We start from the raw sequence: 19,158 nt of genomic DNA, 5'->3' as shown, positions 1-19,158 counted from the left end.
CGGCCGCAAATCCGGTTTGCAACCCGTTATTTTACCTGACCCGAGCCAAGCCGGGCCGGAGAACCCGTCCCCGGCCTGGCCCGGCAAACACTTAGAGCGACTGGCCCAGGCGGCGCAGGAAGGTCTCGCACGACGCCATTTGATCCATCGCCACAAATTCATCGGGCTTGTGTGCCTGTTCGATATGGCCGGGGCCGCAGACCACCGTGGGGATGCCGATGCCCTGGAACAGGCCGGCTTCGGTGCCATAGGCCACCTTGCGGGTGTCGCGGTCTTCGGTCAGCGCGCGCACCAACTGGGTAATGGCGGCTTCTTCCGAGGCTTCCAGCGCCGGGGCCGCGGCGCCCGTTTCGATTTCGATGGTGGCCCCGTCGAATTCGGCTTTCATGCGCGGCAACAGCTCATCACGCACGTATTTTTCGACTTCTGCCTGGATCTGGTCGGGTTGCATGCCCGGCAAGTTACGGAATTCATAGGTGAATTCACAGAGCTCGGGGATGGTGTTGACCGCAATGCCGCCACGAATCTGGTTGGTGGTCATCGTGGAGAACGGCACGTCATAGAACTGGTCGTACGGGCCGTTGGCCTTGAAGCTGTCGGCCAGGTCGCGGATGCGGCAGATCAGGCGGGCGGCGTATTCAATGGCGTTGCAGCCGCGCGGGGTCAGCGACGAGTGCGCCGCCTTGCCATGCACCTTGCAGCGGAACAGGTTGATGCCCTTGTGCGCCACCACCACCTGCATGCCGGTGGGCTCGCCCACCACGCAGCCTTCGGGCCGGACGCCGCGTTCCAGCAGGTCGGCCAGCATGTACGGTGCCCCGGCGCAGCCCACTTCTTCGTCGTACGAAAACGCCAGATGGATCGGCTTCTTGCGCGGCATGGCCAGGAATTCCGGCACCAGCGCCAGCGAACCGGCGATGAAGCCCTTCATGTCGCAGGCGCCGCGCCCATAGAGAAGCCCGTCTTTTTCGACAAGCTTGAACGGGTCCGTGCTCCAGTCCTGGCCATCCACGGGCACGACGTCCGTGTGGCCCGACAACACGATGCCGCCTTGCTCGCCGTCTTGCCCCGGCAGGGTAGCGAACAGGTTGGCCTTGGTGCGCTCGGGATTGTGCGAGAGCCATGCATCAACGCCCTGGCCCTTGAGCCAATCGCGAACGGTTTCGATCAGGGCAAGATTGGAATTGCGGCTGGTGGTATCGAAACCCACCAGCGTTTCCAGCCAGGTGCGCGCGTTCATGTCACTTCTCTTTGGGGGAAAAAACAGGAGTGTAAAGCCAGGAAGCGCGTTCGTCTCGAATAGCGTCCCGCACTGTTCACGCGTTAAGCGCCTAGAATGTCGCCCGAATTGAAGCCAGCCCCATTAGGAGAAACCGTGCAGCACAAAGCAGTTCCCACACGCAACATCGTGGCCGCAGTCATAGGCAACGCCCTTGAATGGTATGACTTCCTGGTGTTCGCGTTCATGACGCCTATCATCGCGAAGCTGTTTTTCCCCACCGACCCCACTCTGCCCGGCAGCGAGCTCAATGCCATCCTGATGACGACGGCCATCTTCGGCGTCGGCTTTTTCATGCGCCCCGTGGGCGGCATCATCCTGGGCCTGTACGGCGACAAGAAGGGGCGCAAGGCGGCCATGGTGATGGTGACGTCGCTGATGGCCGTGTCCATTGCGCTGATCACGGTGGCCCCCACCTACCACGCGGCCGGCATCCTGGCCCCCATCTTCATCTTGATCGCGCGCCTGTTGCAGGGCTTTTCGGCGGGCGGGGAATTCGGCACGTCCACGGCGCTGCTGATTGAAATGGCGCCTAACGGCAAGCGCGGCTTCTACGGGTCGTGGCAGATGGCCGGCCAGATGCTGGCCTTGCTGATCGGCGCGGCCTGCGGCACGCTGATCACCGAGTTCTTCACGCAGCAACAGATTGCCGACTGGGCCTGGCGCCTGCCGTTCGCCCTTGGCCTGGTGATTGTTCCCATCGCGATCTATATCCGCCGCAACATCGACGAAACCGACGTCTTCAAGCAGATGCAGGAAGAAGACCGTCAGGCCGCCGCGCGCGGTGAAGTGCAGCGCCTGAGCCTCGTCCAGATGATCAAGAGCCACACGCGCGAAACGATGATAGGCGTGGGCCTGGTCGTGACTGCCACGGTGTCCATCTACATCACCTTCACGTACCTGGTGACCTACTCCACGCAGATCCTGAAGCTGCCGATGAAGGAAACCTTCATGGTGCAGATGGCAGGCGCGGCGCTGATGGTGCTGATGACGCCGTTCATGGGCGCGTGGTCCGACCGTATCGGCCGCCGTCCGTTGGTGATCGGTTCGCTGATCGGCTACCTGATCGTGCTGTACCCGCTGTATCACTGGCTGTCGGACGCGCCGTCGATCGGCCGCCTGCTGACGGTGCAGATCGTGGTCTGCTTCTTCGTGTCGGCCTTCTTCGGCGTGTTCAGCACGGTGATGGCGGAATTGTTCCCGGCGCGCGTGCGGTCCGTGGGCCTGTCCCTGGCCTACAACGTGGCCGTGATGATCTTCGGCGGCTTCGCGCAGTTCATCGTGACGTGGCTGATCAAGACCACCGGCTCGCCGATGGCACCCGCCTACTACGTGATGTTCGGCGTGGCGCTGGGCCTGGTTGCGTCGTTCTTCATGCGCGATCGCGCGCACGACAATCTGGACCACTAAACCTGGGCACCACCCCTGTCCCCCTGCGGCCGCATGGCCCAGGGGGGGCTAATAAGTCAGCCCTATCGTCAGCAAGCCCTATCGTCAGCAAGCCCTATCGTCAGCAAGCCCTATCGTAAATAAGCCCTATCGGCGCGACGCCGAGGACACGCCCGCCACTTCGGCCAGGGCGTCCAGCGCCCGGGTCAGCGATTCGCCCCCGCGCACTTCCACCGTGAACACCATATGGGCCAGCGACTGCTTGCTTTGCGTGTTCACACCCACCACGTTCAGGCGCAAGCGCGCAAACACTTCTGACAGGTCGCGCAGCAGGCCGGGGCGGTCGTGCGCGCGCACGCTGATGTCCACCGGATAGAAAGTGTCTGACGTTTCACCCCAAGCCACGTCGATGACGCGTTCGGGTTCGCGCGCGGCCAACGCCAGATAGCTGTGGCAGTCGCTACGGTGGATGGACACGCCACGGCCACGGGTGACAAAGCCGGCGATGGCATCGGGCGGCGCGGGGCGGCAGCAGCGCGCCAACTGCGTCAGCAAGGACCCCACGCCCACCACCAGCACACCGCTCTTGCCGCTTTTCTCGGCACTGCCGGCACTGGCGTGGCGCAGCGCCGCGGGTTGCGGTTCGGTGGCCGGCGCCGGCTGCTGGAATACGCTGTCGATCTGGCGCAGGCTGAACTCTTCCTTGGCCGCCGCCACGTATAGGTCATCGGCGCGCGCAAAGCCCAGGTTCTGCGCCAACTGTTCAAGGTTGATCGCGGTCTTGCCCAGGCGTTGCAGTTCTTTTTCCACCAGCGCCTGGCCCTGCGTGATGCGTTGCTGCAATTCAATGGCGTTGAACCACATCCTCACCTTGGCGCGCGCGCGTGGGCTTGCCAGAAACCCCAATTGGGGATTCAGCCAATCCCGCGACGGCCCGCCCGACTTGGCCGAGATGATCTCCACGGTCTGCCCCGTGGACAGATGGGTCTGCAGCGGCACCATCTGCCCATCGACACGGGCGCCCCGGCAGCGGTGTCCCAGGTCGGTATGCAGGTGGTAAGCGAAGTCCACCGGCGTGGCGCCGGCGGGCAGCTCGATCACGCGCGCCTGCGGCGTCAGCACGTAGATGCGTTCATCCGTGTGTGGCGGCGGCTTGATCGCATTGCGGTTCTTGCTGGATGCGGGCTTGCCGGAAGCGGTCTTGCCGGAGTCGGATTTGCCGGATTCAATTTTGCTTGCGTCGGATTTGCCGACCTCTTGCCCCGGCTCGCCGCCACCTTCGACATCGCTGTTCCAGGCCAGCAACTGGCGCATCCACGCCAGTTGGCGGTCGTACTCGCTTGACGCGGCAACCTGGCCGCCCTTGGCGCCCGCTTCCTTGTAGCGCCAATGCGCCGCCATGCCGTACTCGGCAAACTGGTGCATCTCGCGCGTGCGGATCTGCACTTCGAACGGGCGGCCGTCATCGTCCGCCACCACGGTATGCAGCGAACGGTAGCCGTTGGGCTTGGGCCGGGAAATGTAATCGTCGAACTCGTCGGACAGCGGCGTCCACATTTCGTGCACCAGCCCCAACGCCGTGTAGCAGGCGCGCACATCGTCGACGATGATGCGCAGGGCGCGCAGGTCATACATCTGGGAAAAATCCAGACGCTTGACGCGCATCTTGTTCCAGATGCTGTAGATGTGCTTGGGCCGGCCGCTGACTTCGGCATCGATGCCGGCCTTGGTCAGCGCCGTTTGCAGGCGGTCGATGGCGCCGGCGATGAAGGCCTCGCGCTCAATCCGCTTTTCTTCCAGCAAGCGGGCGATCTGCTTGTAGCGGTCGGGCTCCAGGAAGCGGAAAGACAGGTCTTCCATTTCCCATTTGATTTGCCAGATGCCCAGGCGGTTTGCCAGCGGGGCGTACAGGTCCAGCGTTTCGCGGGCGAAGTCGGTCGAGCACGGGGCCTTGCTTTCCGCGTGCCAGCGCAAAGTACGCAGACGGGACGCCAACCGCATCAACACGATGCGCAGGTCGGCCGCCATGGCAAGCAGCATCTTGCGCTGCATTTCCTTTTGCGAACCGGTTTCGGCTTCGGCGTCGCTGGCCTGCCGGGCGACCACGCCCAAGCGCAGCAAGGCGCGGGTGCCCTGCACCAGCCGCGCGACTTCAGCGCCGAACGCCGTGGCGATCGGGTCGTTACGCAAGGCCGGTGCGGGCGCCATCAAGTCGGTGGGCAAGGCTGCCAGCAACGCGGCGGCGCGTGTAGCGGCGTCGGTATGCAAGGCCGCCAGGATGCGGACGACACCGGCGCCGTGGCTTGCCAAAGGCTCGCCGGTCAGGGCGTGCTGCCCTTCAAAACGGGGGATGGCCCAGGCAACGGCCTGGTCGATCAAGGCAACGCCGGCAGCGTCCAAACCCGCGCCAACCTCCTGCCGCCAGGAAGCGTCGAAAGGCGAAGGCGCGTCGATAACAGGCGGGACGGACATCACAGGCGTCGTGCGTGGGTAGGTTGATATCCCGACACTCTACACTAGCGTTTGGTTACGCTGAATCCCCCGCCGATTCCGGCATATAGAAGGAACCAAAGCTTATGTTGCGCTGGCTCAAGGGCCGGGGCGCCCGCCCGTCGGCAGTGGCCGAGATGCAAGCCCGCATCTCGCCGCAACTGTGGCGGCAGGTGCTGGATGCCCATCCTTTCCTGGCGGTGTTGAACGCCGACGAAACCGCGCAATTGCTGGCGCGGTCGGCCTGGCTGCTGGCCAGCAAAACCATCAATGGCGCGCAGGGTCTTGAGGTCTCGGACTTCATGCGTTTGTCGATCGCCGCCCAGGCCAGCCTGCCCATCCTGAACCTGTCACCCGAACTGTATGAAGGCTGGGACGAGATCATCGTGTACCCCGCCAGCTTCCGCATTCCGCGCACACGCCAGGACGATGACGGCGTGGTCCACGAATTCATCGAGGACGCGGCGGGTGAAGCCTGGGAAGGCGGCCCGTTGGTGCTGTCCTGGGAAGACACGCAGTTGTCCGAGGGCGGCTTCAACGTGATCATCCATGAATTCGCCCACAAGCTGGACCTGCGCTCAGGCATGGCGGACGGCATGCCGTCGCTGGCCGCCCACCCCGACCTGAAGCCGCAGGTGTGGCGCCGCGTTTTGGACGACAGCCTGGACCGCTTCATTGCCGCCCTGGATGCCGTTGAAGCCGCCATCCCGCACGACGTGGACCCCGAGAGCGAAGACGCGGACGCCTGGTACGGCCAACTGCCGCTGGACCCGTATGCCGCCACGGACGAAGCGGAATTCTTCGCCGTCAGCTCCGAACACTTTTTTGTGGACCCCGCCCCCATGCAGCAGGCCTTGCCCGAATGGCATGCCCTGCTGCGGGCGTACTACCGGCAAGACACCTTGGAACGCTACGCATGAAGCAACTGCTGATCGTCTGGCATTCGCGTACGGGCGCCGCGCGGCAAATGTCCGAGGCCGCCGCCCGGGGTGCGGCAGCGGCCGCGGCGCAACTGGAACAGGCCGACGAATTGCGCATCGAGCTGCGCCGCGCGGCTGACGTCGAGGCCGATGCCCTGCTTGCCAGCCAGGGCTATCTGTTCTGCGCGCCGGAAAATCTGGCCAGCCTGAGCGGGGAAATGAAAGAGTTTTTCGACCGCAATTACTACGCCGTGCTGGATCGCATCCAGGGGCTGCCTTATGCCTGCGCCATCAGCGCCGGCAGCGACGGCACGGGCGCGGCGCGGCAGCTTGAGCGGATCTGCAACGGCTGGCGGCTGAAGGCGCTAGCGCCCGCCTTGATCGTCAACCTGGGCGCGCAGACGGGCGAGCAGATCTGGGCCGAGAAGGTGGTGCCGCAGGCGGATCTGGCTCGATGCGAGGAACTGGGCGGGTTTTTGGCGGCGACGGTGTTGATGGGAGGCTGACACCGAACGGCTGACACGGCGAACTGACGACGCGCCAGACCAGGGTCACCGTTGATGAGCGCGCAAGAAAAAGCCCTTCGGCATGCCGAAGGGCTTTTCGCAAGCAAGCGGGGTTCGCTTAGATCGCGGCCGTCACGATGATCTCGACCTTGAAGTCGGGATTGGCCAAACGGGCTTCGACGGTGGCGCGCGGGGGCGAATTGCCGTCAGCAACCCAAGCGTCCCAGGCCTTGTTCATGCCGTCGAATTCCTTGATGTTGGCCACGTAGATCTGGGCCATCAGGATCTTGGTCTTGTCGGTGCCGGCTTCGGCCAGCAGGCGGTCGATCGTGGCGAGCACTTGCTCGGTCTGGCCGGTGATGTCCAGCTTGGCGTCGTCCGGCACCTGGCCTGCCAGATACGCGACACCGTTGTACACGGCCATGTCCGACAGGCGCTTGGTGACGTGGAAGCGCTTGATGCTGCTCATGAATATTCCCCTAGAGTCAAGTGGTGGGTTGGATCAAAACAAGGAAGCCAGCAATGTACCCCGAGCCGCCCTCAGGCGGGGGGTAGCTGGAACACCTGGCGCAAGTAGGCCAAGTAGGCGGGATCGTCGCACATGGTCTTTTCCGGTGCGTCGGACACCTTGGCCACCGGTTGCCCGTTGCAGCGAACCATCTTCATGACGATCTGCAGCGGCTCGTGGCCCAGGTCGTTGGTCAGGTTGGTGCCGATGCCGAACGACACCTTGCAGCGCCCGGCGAACTGGCGCGCCAGCTCGATGGCGCGCGGGAACGTCAACGAATCCGAGAACACCAGCGTCTTCGCGCGCGGGTCCACGCGGTTCTTGCGATAGTGCTCAAGCAGGCGTTCGCCCCAGACGAAGGGGTCGCCGGAATCATGGCGGGCGCCGTCGAACAGCTTGCAGAAATACATGTCGAAGTCGCGCAGGAAGGCGTCCATGCCATACACGTCCGACAGGGCAATGCCCAGGTCGCCACGGTATTCCTTGGCCCAGACTTCCAGGGCGAACACCTGCGAATCGCGCAGGCGCGGGCCCAGCGCCTGGCAGGCTTGCAGGTATTCGTGGCCCATCGTGCCCAGCGGCAGGACTTCGTGCTGCTTGGCCAGCAACACATTGCTGGTGCCGGCGAAGTGCTCGCCCATCTGGGCTTTCATGGTGGACACCACTTCCTGGTGCCAGACCTTCGAGAAGCGGCGGCGTGTGCCATATTCGGCCACGCGGAAATCGGCCAGCGCGGGGTCGTCCAGCACCAGGTGCATCTTGGACTGCAGGCGTTGGCGGCCCTCTTCCCAGTCGGGGTTCTTGCGCGTGTTGCGGAAGTAGACCTCGTTGACGATGGCCAGCACCGGGATCTCGAACAGAATCGTGTGCAGCCAGGGGCCTTTCACTTCAATCGAGATCTCGCCGGGCGCATCGCCTTCGCTGATGTGGATGCAGCGCTCGGGCAGGTGGAACAAGCCAAGGAAGTCGACGAAGTCGCTTTTGATGAAGCGCAAGCCGCCCAGGTAATCCAGTTCGTCCTGGGTGAAGCGCAACTGGCACAGTTGGTGCACCTCTTCGCGGATTTCGTCCAGATAGGGGCGCAAGTCGGCCCCAGCGGTGCGGCACTTGTAACGGTACTCGACCTGAGCAGCGGGAAACTGATGCAGTACCACCTGCATCATGCTGAATTTATACAGATCGGTGTCGAGCAGCGAGGTGATTATCATGGTTGCGCGTATCGTTTCGCGACACCATAGCATAGAGAACACGGGGTTCAGGGCCATGGGCCACGATGTCAATACGGGTATTACCGGCACATTGGGCGCGCATTGGGTAAAATCCGCCCAACAAGACACAAAAGCCGCCGATCCCGGAGTTCCTGAATGACCCACGTTGTCACCGAAAACTGTATTAAGTGCAAGTACACCGATTGCGTTGATGTGTGCCCGGTGGACTGTTTTCGTGAGGGTCCGAATTTCCTCGTGATCGACCCTGACGAATGCATCGACTGCGCGGTCTGCATCCCGGAATGCCCGGCCAATGCCATCTACGCCGAAGAAGATGTGCCGCAGGATCAGATGAATTTCATCGCCCTGAACGCTGAGCTCTCGCCCGAGTTCGCCAGCATCAGCCGCGCCAAGAAGCCCCTGCCGGACGCCGACGAATGGAACGGCAAGCAGGACAAGCTGCAATACCTGGAAAAATAATCCACGAGAGCCGGCTTCCTTTTGGCGGCCGGCCTCGCGCGATGCCCCGATGACCGACGACTCCAAATACACGCGCCAGACCGTAACCCACGTTCATACCTGGGTGCCCGACAAGTTGTTCTCTTTGCGCGTGACGCGCGACGACGGGTATACGTTCCTGCCGGGCCAGTTCGCCCGGGTCGGTTTGCCAAGTGCCGATGATCCCGATGGTCCGCCCACGCTCTGGCGCGCATATTCGATGGTTTCCGCCCCGCATGAGTCCGGGCTGGAGTTCTATTCCATCGTGGTCCCCGACGGCCTGTTCAGCCCGCGCATGGCGCAGTTGCAACCGGGCGACGCGTTGTACGTCGAAAAAGCCCCCTACGGATTCCTGACCCTTGAGCGCTTCGCGCCGGGCGGCGACCTGTGGCTGCTGGCCTCCGGCACGGGGCTGTCAGCCTATCTGTCCATCCTGCGCGACCCCGCAACCTGGCGCGCCTATCGTCGCATCATCCTGGTGCACGGCGTGCGCACCAAGGCGGAATTGGCCTACCGCGAAGAAATTGAATCCTGGGGCAAGCAGCCGGACCTGGCGCCGCTGTTCGCGGCCGATCCGCATAAGCTGGTGTACCTGCCCATCGCCACCCGCGAAGCGCTGCCCGGCATGCCGCAAGAACGCCTGACCACCCTGATCGCCGATGGCCGGCTCGAACAATTAGCCGGGCTGCCGCTGGATCCCGAGCAGGCGAAGGTCATGCTGTGTGGCAACCCGGACATGCTGGCGGACGCTCGCAAGTTGCTGGGCGAACGCGGTTTCAAGCCCGGCCGCCGGGGCATTCCCGGCAACCTGGCGGTGGAAAATTACTGGTGATCCCACACTGCCCGGCGTAGTGCATAAATCCTCCGTTTAGTCTCTATGCATGGCCGAAAAACGCCCTAAACTGGTGCGTAATGGGATGACGGGTCTCTTTTTAGCAACATATTCCCGGTTGTTGTGGCAGTTTCTTTAGGCTGATTGGATATATCTTTAGTCCGCGGCGCAATAATCGGGTCACACGCACGACCCAGAAGGACATCTCCCAAATGCTGTACCAATTGCACGAAATGCAGCGCGCCTTCCTGACTCCGTTCGCTGCATTCACGGATGCCGGTTCTCAGCTGTTCTCCAGCCCCTACAGCCCCCTTGCTTACACCCCGATTTCCCGCCAAATGGCCGCCGGGTATGAGTTGATGACGCGTATCGGCAAGGAATACCAGAAGCCCGCCTGGAATCTGCCCGCCACCGACATCAATGGCAAGTCGGTCCGCGTGACCGAAGCCGTTGCGCTGGACAAGCCCTTCTGCCGACTGGTGCACTTTCACCGCGACGTGCGCGGCGCCAACAAGGATGACCCGAAGGTACTGCTGGTTGCGCCGCTTTCCGGTCACCACGCCACCTTGTTGCGCGACACCGTGCGCGCCCTGTTGCCCGCGCATGACGTCTACGTGACAGATTGGGTCGACGCCCGCATGGTGCCCCTGTCGGCCGGACCGTTCCACCTGAACGACTATGTCCGCTACGTGCAGGATTTCATCCGCCACCTGGGTCCGGACGTGCACGTCATTTCGGTTTGCCAGCCCACCGTGCCGGTGCTGGCCGCCGTGTCGCTGATGGCGACCGCCAACGACCCCTGCCAGCCGCGCAGCATGGTGATGATGGGCGGCCCCATCGACCCGCGCCAGTCACCCACGCAGGTGAATCGCCTGGCCACGACCAAGCCGTATTCCTGGTTTGAAAGCCAGGTGATCCACCCCGTGCCGCCGCGCTATCCGGGTGCCGGCCGCAAGGTGTATCCGGGCTTTCTGCAGCACGCCGGGTTCATGGCCATGAACCCGGACCGCCACATGAAGTCGCATTACGAGTTCTACCTGGACCTGCTGCGTGGCGACGATAGCGACGCCGAGGCGCATCGCCGTTTCTACGACGAATACAACGCGGTGCTGGACATGCCGGCCGAGTTCTACCTGGACACGATCCGCATGGTGTTCCAGGACTTCGCGCTGCCCAGCGGTACGTGGGAAGTCGACGGCCAGACCGTGCGTCCCGCGGATATCAAGCAGGTTGCTCTCTTCACCATTGAAGGCGAGCTGGACGATATTTCGGGCCAGGGCCAGACGCGCGCGGCGATCAAGCTGTGCAAGAACATCCCGGCCGAGCGCAAGTCGCACTACACGGCGCCGAATTGCGGCCATTACGGGATTTTCTCGGGCCGCCGCTGGCGCGAGATGATCTGCCCTAAAATTGCCGAATTCATCCGGCAGTCGGCGTAGGCTTAGCTAAGCTCGAAGCCTGCCCCTGATCCTGGTCTTGGGCCTCTAGCGCGCGTAATTCATCAGATGGGTGGGTGCTGTGGTGGAAGTTGCCACGGCACCTGCGCAGTTTGATGGGTTGCGCGCGTTGGGCTATTTGTTGGGTGCGTTGGTGCTGTGGCGGGGGTGGCTTGGTGCGGGCGCTGCTTGATGGGTTGCGCGCGTTGGGGGATTGGGTTCTTGCCTTGGCAGTGCCGCGCTTCACCCATCCTACGGGTGCGCGCTTCACCCATCCTACGGGTGCGCGCTTCACCCAGCCACGGGTGCGCGCTTCACCCAGCCACGGGTGCGCGCTTCAGCCATCGTCCGGTGCCGCGTTTCGGCCATCGTACGTTTTTTTGTTGCAGATTAATGGATTCTTGTTTGCTTGCGGACCGTATTGACGCTTTGCTGCCTCAGACGCAATGTACCAAGTGCGGCTATGACGGCTGTCGGCCTTATGCCGAGGCCATCGCGGAAGGCTTGGCGCCTATCAACCGTTGCCCGCCCGGTGGCGATGAAGGGATTGCCGCGCTGTCAGCGCTGTTGCAAACCCCTGCCCTGCCGCTGGATCTTGAGCGCGGCGAACCGGGTCCGCTGCTGGTTGCTCGCATCGATGAATCGCACTGCATCGGCTGTACGCTGTGCATACAGGCCTGTCCCGTCGATGCCATTGTGGGCGCCAACAAGCACATGCACACCGTGCTTGCCGATTGGTGCACCGGCTGCGATCTGTGCGTGGCGCCCTGTCCTGTGGACTGTATTCAGATGGTGCCCGCCGGACGCGCCTGGACCGTGCAGGACGCCACCATCAGCCGCCAGCGGCATCGCAACCACCTGGCTCGCGTTGAGCGCCTGGCCGCCGACAATGCGCGCCTGATGGCGCCAGAGACGCCCGCCGCGCCCAGCGCTCCGGCAGCCGACAACGCACAAAGCGAAGACCGCAAGCGCTCTGCCATTGAATCCGCGCTGGCCCGCGCCCGGGCCCGCCGCAATCCCACGCAGTCATGAACGCAGCCAAACGCCGTGAAATCTTCGCCCGCCTGCAAGCGGCCAACCCGAACCCCACCACTGAACTGGAATACGACACGCCGTTCCAGTTGCTGATCGCGGTGCTGCTGTCGGCGCAGGCCACCGACAAATCCGTCAACATCGCCACGCGCAAGTTCTTCCCGCAATACGGCACGCCTGAAGCCTTGCTGGCGCTGGGTGAAGAAGGCCTGTCCGATTTCATCAAGACCATCGGGCTGTATCGCACCAAGGCCAAGAACACGATCGCCACCTGTCGGATCTTGCTTGAGCATCATGGCGGCGAAGTCCCGCAAACGCGCGAGGCGCTGGAATCGCTGCCCGGCGTGGGCCGCAAGACGGCCAACGTCGTACTCAACACCGCCTTCGGCCAACCCACGATGGCGGTGGACACGCACATTTTCCGCGTGTCGAACCGCACCGGTATCGCACCGGGCAAGAACGTGCTGGAAGTTGAAGACAAGCTCGTCAAATTCGTCCCCCGCGAATACATCCAGGACGCGCATCACTGGCTGATTTTGCACGGCCGCTACATCTGCGTGGCACGCACCCCCAAGTGCCCGCAATGCGGCATCTCGGATTTGTGCGAATTCAAGCAGAAGACGGTGGCGTGATCTGGAATGATTCGGGGTGGGCGTGACGGGTTCTTGGTGGGCTCGTGGTGGACTTCCCGTGGGCTCGTTGTCGGGGCTTGGCGAATCGTAGGATGGGTGCAGCGCGCCATGACCTGCGCCTGGGACACTGACGCCGTTCGCGCGAAACCCATCACACGGACGTTGTGCTGTGGCTGAATTTCTTATTGTTCAACCGCTGCTTGATGGGTTTCGCGCGCTGTCCATCCGGGTTTTTTTGTAGGTCTGTGCGCGCTACACCCATCCTACAGACAGCGCATGTCACAGCGGTTTTGCTGCAACGCATTGCTCAGTAAAAAGGGTTTTCCCGCCTTGCGCCGCTCGTATTGTCGGCCTGCCGACAATTGCCCTTTCCGCACTGCAAAACCTATGTAAAACCCTCATGGAATTTTGAGGAGGACGTCCGCATACTCGCCGGCAACTCATCGGAAAACTACGAAAGATCGTTAGGATTTCTGCCCTTCGGGGGCTTGGCGCAATGACGGCAGGCAGAGACCATATAAATACAACGCTGGTGCAGCGGACATGGATGACACAATCCTGGAGACAAAAGGCCTCACCAAGGAATTCCGCGGATTCGTCGCGGTCAATGGGGTCGATTTGCGTATCAAGCGGGGCGAGATTCATGCCTTGATCGGGCCGAACGGCGCGGGCAAGACGACATGCTTCAACCTGCTTACCAAGTTTTTATCGCCTACGTCGGGAACCATCAAGTTCAACGGCGTCGACATTACCGGCGAACGTCCCGCGCAAATCGCGCGGCGCGGCATTATCCGTTCGTTCCAGATCTCGGCGGTGTTCCCTCACCTGACCGTGCTGGAGAACGTGCGCATCGGCCTGCAGCGCAAGACCGGGCTGTCGTTCCACTTCTGGCAAAGCGACAAGCGCCTGGACGCATTGAACGAGCCCGCTCGCGCGCTGCTTGAACAGGTGGACCTGGGTGCCTTCGCGGACGAGACCACGGTGAACCTGCCATACGGCCGCAAGCGCGCGCTGGAAATCGCCACGACGCTGGCCATGGAGCCGGAACTGATGCTGCTTGACGAGCCCACGCAGGGCATGGGGCACGAAGACGTGCACCGCGTCACGCAACTGATCAAGCGCGTCAGCGCCGGGCGCACGATCCTGATGGTGGAGCACAACATGAACGTGGTGTCCTCCATCGCCAACACCATCACCGTGCTGGCGCGCGGCTCGGTGCTGGCCGAGGGTTCGTACGCTGAAGTCTCGCGCCATCCCGCCGTGATGGAGGCCTACATGGGCACCACCGACGGCGAACTTCAAGGAGCGCACGCATGAGCACCCCGGCACTTGAAATCTCGGGCTTGCAAGCCTGGTACGGGGAATCGCATATCCTGCATGGCGTGGATATGCGCGTGGGCCAAGGTGAAGTGGTCACGTTGCTGGGCCGCAATGGCGCCGGCCGCACCACGACGCTGCGGGCCATCCTGGGTTTGACCGGATCCCGCAAGGGTTCGGTGCGCATCCATGGCACCGAAGCCATCGACCTGCCCACCTACAAGATTGCGCATCTGGGCGTAGGCTATTGCCCCGAAGAACGCGGCATCTTCGCCAGCCTGTCTTGCGAAGAAAACCTGCTGCTGCCGCCTGTGGTCGGTTCGCTGGGCGGCGGCATGTCGCTGGCCGAAATCTATGACATGTTTCCCAACCTGCAAGAGCGCCGGAATTCTCCGGGCACGCGCTTGTCGGGCGGCGAACAGCAGATGCTGGCGGTCGCGCGCATCTTGCGCACCGGTGCCAACCTGCTGCTGCTGGACGAGATCTCCGAAGGCTTGGCGCCCGTCATCGTGCAGTCGCTGGCCCGCATGATCACGGCGCTAAAACAGCGCGGCTACACCATCGTCATGGTCGAGCAGAATTTCCGCTTCGCGGCGCCGCTGGCCGATCGCTTCTATGTCATGGAGCACGGGCAGATCGTCGAACATTTCGAAGCTGCAGAACTTTCAGAAAAACAGGACACGCTCAACGAATTGCTGGGCGTCTAAAACAACCTGTCATCCGCCGGAACCCCGGCAACACTACACCGTAGGGAAGAGGAGTCATCCCATGAAGCTGCACACCATCACTGCTGCACTGGCCATGGCGGGCCTGGGATTTGCAGGGGCCACCGCCCACGCGCAAGGTATCTCCGACGATGTCATCCGCATCGGCTTCATCACCGACATGTCGGGTGTGTATTCCGACATCGACGGCAAGGCCGGTCTGGACGCGATTCGCATGGCAATCGACGAGATGGGCGGGACCATCAACGGCAAGAAGATCGAGGTCGTCTCCGCCGACCATCAGAACAAGGCCGACATTGCATCCGCCCGCGCTCGCGAATGGTTCGATCAACAGAAGGTCGACGTCATCATCGCCGGCACGAACTCGGCCACCAGCCTGGCCATGGCGGCCGTGGCAGCCGAAAAGAAGAAGCCGTTCATCGCCATCGGCGCGGGCGCTTCCGACCTGACCAACGCCCAATGTTCGCCCTACACCGTGCACTATGCCTACGACACCGTGGCGCTGGCGCGCGGCACGGGCTCGGCCGTGGTGAAAGACGGCGGCAAGAGCTGGTTCTTCCTGACCGCCGACTACGCTTTCGGCCATGCGCTTGAGCGCGACACCATCAAGGTCGTCAAGGACGCCGGCGGCGAAATCAAGGGCGAAGTGCGCGCACCGCTGGGCACCGCCGACTTCTCCTCGTTCCTGCTGCAGGCCCAGGCCTCGAAGGCACAGATCCTGGGCCTGGCCAATGCGGGCGGCGACTTCAGCAATTCCGTCAAGGCCGCGAATGAATTCGGCGTGACGCAGAGCATGAAGATGGCCGGCCTGCTCGTGTTCATCAACGACATCCACGCGCTGGGCTTGAAGACCACCCAGAACATGTACCTGACCACGGGCTGGTACTGGGATCTGAACGACGCCTCGCGCGCCTGGAGCAAGAAGTTCGAAAGCAAGGTCGGCCGCAAGCCGTCGATGCTGCAGGCCGGTGACTACTCGGCAGCCATGTTCTACCTGAACGGCGTCAAGGCCTCGGGGTCGGACGATGGCGACACCATCATGAAGTGGATGAAGTCGAACAAGGTCAACGACTTCTTCGCCCAGAACGGCCACGTGCGCGAAGACGGCCGCATGGTCCACGACATGTACCTGATGCAGGTCAAGACGCCGGCCGAATCCAAGGCCCCGTGGGACTACTACAAGGTCGTGGCGACGCTGCCCGGCGACGAGGTCTATACCAAGTTGTCCGAATCCACCTGCAAGCTGGTCAAGAAATAATTCCCAGCTCATGTGACCCCAAGGTGCGGCCTGGCCCAGGCCCTGGCCGCACCTTGAATTTGCTCGCTTCCATCCGTACGCGCAGGATTTTCACAAGATGACTGACCTTTTTGGCATCCCTATACAGGCCTTGCTCGGCCAGCTATTACTGGGCCTGGTCAACGGTTCCTTCTATGCCATGCTGTCGCTCGGGCTTGCCGTGATCTTCGGGCTGCTGAACGTCATCAACTTCGCGCACGGCGCGCTCTACATGCTGGGCGCGTTCGTCGCCTGGATGGGGCTGTCGTACCTGGGGTTGAACTATTGGGTGATGTTGATTCTGGCGCCGCTGGTCGTCGGGCTCTTCGGCATCATCATTGAAAAGCTCTTGCTCAGGCACCTGTACAAGCTGGACCACCTTTACGGCTTGCTGCTCACCTTCGGGTTGACGCTGCTGATCGAGGGGCTGTTCCGCAGCTTCTACGGCGTGTCGGGCCAACCCTATCCCACGCCCGACGCGCTGCGCGGCGCGACCAACCTGGGCTTTATGTTCCTGCCGAACTACCGGGGCTGGGTCGTGGTGGCGTCGGTAGTGGTCTGCATGGCGACCTGGTTCGTGATCGAACGCACCCGCCTGGGCGCCCTGCTGCGCGCTGGCACCGAAAACCCGCGCCTGGTCGAGGCCTTTGGCGTGAACGTGCCCCGCATGATTACGCTGACCTATGGTTTCGGCGTGGCGCTGGCGGGCTTTGCCGGCGTGCTGGCGGCGCCCGTTCTGCAGATTTCCCCGCTGATGGGGTCCAACCTCATCATCGTCGTGTTCGCCGTGGTCGTGATTGGCGGCATGGGGTCCATCATGGGCGCCATCGTCACTGGTCTGGGCCTGGGTGTGATTGAAGGACTGACAAAGGTGTTCTGGCCCGAAGCCTCCAGCACCGTCGTGTTCATCATCATGGCCATTGTTCTGTTGATCCGCCCGGCCGGGCTGTTCGGAAAAGAAAAATGAATCGTCAATTCCTGGGCTATGCGGTACTGGCCGTCGTGGTGGCCGCTCTTCCCTTTCTGGGGGTGTACCCGATCTTTGTCATGAAGATCATGTGTTACGCGCTTTTCGCCTGCGCGTTCAACCTGCTGCTGGGGTTTACCGGCCTGCTGTCCTTCGGGCACGCCGCCTTCCTGGGCAGTGCGGCCTACGCGGCCGGGCACGCGATGAAAGTATGGGGCTTTCCCACCGAAATCGGCCTGCTGTTCGGCGTGGGCGTGGCAGCGCTGCTGGGGCTGGCGATGGGCGCGATCGCCATCCGGCGCAGCGGCATCTACTTCGCCATGATCACGCTGGCACTGTCGCAGATGGTGTTCTTCTTTTTCCTGCAAGCCCATTTCACGGGTGGCGAAGACGGGCTGCAAAGCGTGCCGCGCGGCACGTTGTTCGGCTTCATTGATCTATCCCAGGACATCAACCTGTACTACCTGGTGATGGCCATCTTCGTCATTGGCTATTTCATCATCTGGCGCACGGTGCACTCACCCTTCGGGCAAGTGCTGCAAGCCCTGCGCGAGAACGAGCCGCGCGCCGTTTCGCTGGGCTATGACGTTGATCGCTTCAAGCTGCTTGCCTTTGTCCTGTCCGCCGCCTTGGCTGGCCTGGCGGGCGCCACCAAGACGCTGGTGTTCGTATCGGCCACCCTGTCGGATGCCACTTGGCAAATGTCCGGGCTGGTCATCTTGATGACGCTGATCGGCGGGCTGGGCACCTTGACCGGCCCCATCCTGGGCGCGTTCATCGTGGTGCTGCTTGAGAACAAGGTGGGCGACTTTGGCCAGATGATGGCCAACCTGACCGGCGTGGATTGGTTCCTGCGCTTGGGTGAATCCGTCACCATCGTGATCGGGCTGATCTTTGTGATCTGCGTGCTGGCGTTCCGGCGCGGCATCGTGGGCGAACTTGGCGCCTTTATCGAAAAGCGCCGCGCTGCCCGCGCCTGAAGCGCGACACGCCATCCCAACGGGGCCGCATCACGCGGCCCCGTTTGCATTGAATGCCGGCATCCGCCCGTACAATAAAACGCACCCAACTTCACAGGTGCCTGACCATGCGCAACCCGCATCCGCTCGCCCCCGTTCTTGGCGCATTCGCGCTGGCCGCGGCGTTCATCGCCCCCACCGCATCCGCCGCCCCACCTCCAGCCACATCGCCCGCCCCGACCTGCGAAGTTGATCGCCCGGTCCGTTTCAGCGGCCTGAACTGGGAGTCCAACCTGGTGCTGGCCGGCATCGAACGCTACGTGTTGGAACATGGCTACGGCTGCAAGACCACCGTTGAAATCGGCGAAACGCTGCCGATGCTGGCGGCGCTGCAACGCGGCGACGTGGACGTGACACCGGAGGTCTGGCCGGGCCAGATCGAAGGCGCCTGGAAAAAAGCGCTTGCCAGCGGCAAAGCACTGGGCGTGGGCCACGTGTACGACGCAGGCGAAGGCTGGTATATCCCGCGCTACACGGCCGAGCGCCATCCTGACTTGAAGTCCGCATCCGACCTGACGCGCTTCAAAGAGGTATTCATCGACCCCGAAGATCCGGGGCGCGGCCGCATCTACGGCTGCCCTGCCGGCTGGGCCTGCGGCACGCTGAACGACAACCTGCTGCGCGCGCTGAAGCTGGACAAGGACTATTCGCTGTTCGCGCCCGGCTCGGGCGCCGCGCAGAAGGCTGCCATCGTATCGGCCTACAAGCGCAAGCGCGACATCGTCTTTTACTACTGGACACCCACCTCGCTGGTCGGCGCGCTGGACCTGGTGAAGCTGGAACTGCCCGCCTTCGATCAGGCCGCCTACACCTGCATGACGGATCCCAAGTGCGCCAATCCCGTTGCCACTGAATTCAAGCCCAACCCCGTGGTCACCGGCGTCAATGCGGCGTTTGCCAAGCAAGCGCCGAAGATCACCGAATTTCTCACCAAGCTGACGGTGCCCGATGAGGCCATCGACGCCACCCTGGGCTGGCTGGAAAACGAAGGCAAGGAACCCGAGGACGCCTCGCGCTATTTCCTGAAGCAATACGGCTCTGTCTGGCGGCAATGGATGCCCGCGGACGTTGCCGACCGCGTGCAGGCGGCGCTGCAAAAGGAGTAGATTTTCCAGGGGCGGCCG

The 19,158-nt window shown here is 62.8% G+C and carries 18 protein-coding genes; 14 read left to right on the top strand and 4 right to left on the bottom strand.

Annotated elements, in window-relative coordinates; translation table 11 throughout:
- Positions 1–91: 91 nt before the first annotated feature.
- A complete protein-coding gene (argE, locus tag P8T11_RS26605; RefSeq protein ID WP_268079273.1) occupies positions 92–1,240 on the bottom strand; it encodes an acetylornithine deacetylase in 1,149 nt (382 codons plus the stop codon).
- Positions 1,241–1,375: 135 nt separating this feature from the next.
- On the opposite strand from argE, the gene P8T11_RS26600 reads away from it, so the two are divergent.
- Positions 1,376–2,689: an MFS transporter gene (locus P8T11_RS26600; protein WP_268079274.1), complete on the top strand. Its 1,314-nt coding sequence runs from the start codon at positions 1,376–1,378 to the stop codon at positions 2,687–2,689.
- A 126-nt stretch (positions 2,690–2,815) separates the two neighbouring features.
- Here P8T11_RS26600 and P8T11_RS26595 read toward each other — a convergent pair whose 3' ends face one another.
- Positions 2,816–5,140, bottom strand: a complete 2,325-nt coding sequence (locus tag P8T11_RS26595; protein WP_268079275.1) for a RelA/SpoT family protein — start codon at positions 5,138–5,140, stop codon at positions 2,816–2,818.
- A 104-nt stretch (positions 5,141–5,244) separates the two neighbouring features.
- Here P8T11_RS26595 and P8T11_RS26590 point away from each other — a divergent pair, with 104 nt between their 5' ends.
- Together P8T11_RS26590 and P8T11_RS26585 are read left to right on the top strand one after the other, a co-directional pair.
- Complete coding sequence (locus P8T11_RS26590; RefSeq protein WP_268079277.1) at positions 5,245–6,078, top strand: zinc-dependent peptidase; 834 nt, start codon at positions 5,245–5,247, stop codon at positions 6,076–6,078.
- Complete coding sequence (locus tag P8T11_RS26585) at positions 6,075–6,584, top strand: flavodoxin family protein (RefSeq protein WP_268079278.1); 510 nt, start codon at positions 6,075–6,077, stop codon at positions 6,582–6,584. Before P8T11_RS26590 ends, P8T11_RS26585 begins: the two co-directional genes overlap by 4 nt.
- Before the next feature lie 118 nt (positions 6,585–6,702).
- Here the strand turns inward: P8T11_RS26585 and P8T11_RS26580 are convergent, their stop codons facing one another.
- Positions 6,703–7,053, bottom strand: a complete 351-nt coding sequence (locus P8T11_RS26580; RefSeq protein WP_268079279.1) for a RidA family protein — start codon at positions 7,051–7,053, stop codon at positions 6,703–6,705.
- A 71-nt stretch (positions 7,054–7,124) separates the two neighbouring features.
- Positions 7,125–8,333, bottom strand: a complete 1,209-nt coding sequence (gene pncB / locus P8T11_RS26575) for a nicotinate phosphoribosyltransferase (RefSeq protein ID WP_100857897.1) — start codon at positions 8,331–8,333, stop codon at positions 7,125–7,127.
- Between the two features lie 123 nt (positions 8,334–8,456).
- On the opposite strand from pncB, the gene fdxA reads away from it, so the two are divergent.
- The 11 genes from fdxA to P8T11_RS26520 all read left to right on the top strand — a co-directional run bounded on the left by fdxA (position 8,457) and on the right by P8T11_RS26520 (position 19,140).
- Positions 8,457–8,780: a ferredoxin FdxA gene (gene fdxA / locus P8T11_RS26570; protein ID WP_013392198.1), complete on the top strand. Its 324-nt coding sequence runs from the start codon at positions 8,457–8,459 to the stop codon at positions 8,778–8,780.
- Positions 8,781–8,829: 49 nt separating this feature from the next.
- Positions 8,830–9,630: a ferredoxin--NADP reductase gene (locus P8T11_RS26565; protein ID WP_268079280.1), complete on the top strand. Its 801-nt coding sequence runs from the start codon at positions 8,830–8,832 to the stop codon at positions 9,628–9,630.
- A 212-nt stretch (positions 9,631–9,842) separates the two neighbouring features.
- Positions 9,843–11,069, top strand: coding sequence for a polyhydroxyalkanoate depolymerase (locus tag P8T11_RS26560; protein WP_100857345.1), 1,227 nt, complete (start codon positions 9,843–9,845; stop codon positions 11,067–11,069).
- Between the two features lie 390 nt (positions 11,070–11,459).
- Positions 11,460–12,098: an electron transport complex subunit RsxB gene (rsxB, locus tag P8T11_RS26555; RefSeq protein WP_268079282.1), complete on the top strand. Its 639-nt coding sequence runs from the start codon at positions 11,460–11,462 to the stop codon at positions 12,096–12,098.
- Positions 12,095–12,730 carry an endonuclease III gene (nth, locus tag P8T11_RS26550; protein WP_268079284.1) on the top strand — a complete coding sequence of 212 codons (636 nt, stop codon included), beginning with the start codon at positions 12,095–12,097 and terminating at the stop codon, positions 12,728–12,730. The genes rsxB and nth overlap by 4 nt, the downstream gene beginning before the upstream one ends.
- 543 nt (positions 12,731–13,273) lie before the next feature.
- Positions 13,274–14,047 carry an ABC transporter ATP-binding protein gene (locus tag P8T11_RS26545; protein WP_268079286.1) on the top strand — a complete coding sequence of 258 codons (774 nt, stop codon included), beginning with the start codon at positions 13,274–13,276 and terminating at the stop codon, positions 14,045–14,047.
- Positions 14,044–14,754, top strand: a complete 711-nt coding sequence (locus P8T11_RS26540) for an ABC transporter ATP-binding protein (RefSeq protein WP_268079288.1) — start codon at positions 14,044–14,046, stop codon at positions 14,752–14,754. Before P8T11_RS26545 ends, P8T11_RS26540 begins: the two co-directional genes overlap by 4 nt.
- Before the next feature lie 61 nt (positions 14,755–14,815).
- On the top strand, positions 14,816–16,030 hold the full coding sequence (locus P8T11_RS26535) for an ABC transporter substrate-binding protein (RefSeq protein WP_268079289.1): 1,215 nt from the start codon (positions 14,816–14,818) through the stop codon (positions 16,028–16,030).
- Positions 16,031–16,127: 97 nt separating this feature from the next.
- Positions 16,128–17,015, top strand: coding sequence for a branched-chain amino acid ABC transporter permease (locus tag P8T11_RS26530; RefSeq protein WP_268079290.1), 888 nt, complete (start codon positions 16,128–16,130; stop codon positions 17,013–17,015).
- The gene (locus P8T11_RS26525) at positions 17,012–17,995 is read left to right on the top strand and encodes a branched-chain amino acid ABC transporter permease (RefSeq protein WP_268079291.1); all 984 of its coding nucleotides are present in this window, start codon (positions 17,012–17,014) and stop codon (positions 17,993–17,995) included. The genes P8T11_RS26530 and P8T11_RS26525 overlap by 4 nt, the downstream gene beginning before the upstream one ends.
- 107 nt (positions 17,996–18,102) lie before the next feature.
- Positions 18,103–19,140 carry an ABC transporter substrate-binding protein gene (locus tag P8T11_RS26520; protein ID WP_268079292.1) on the top strand — a complete coding sequence of 346 codons (1,038 nt, stop codon included), beginning with the start codon at positions 18,103–18,105 and terminating at the stop codon, positions 19,138–19,140.
- The last annotated feature ends 18 nt before the right edge of the window (positions 19,141–19,158 follow it).

The sequence above is a fragment of the Achromobacter spanius genome, from assembly GCF_029637605.1.
GTDB classification, from domain to species: domain Bacteria; phylum Pseudomonadota; class Gammaproteobacteria; order Burkholderiales; family Burkholderiaceae_B; genus Achromobacter; species Achromobacter spanius_E.
This window is presented reverse-complemented; position numbering and strand designations above follow the sequence as displayed.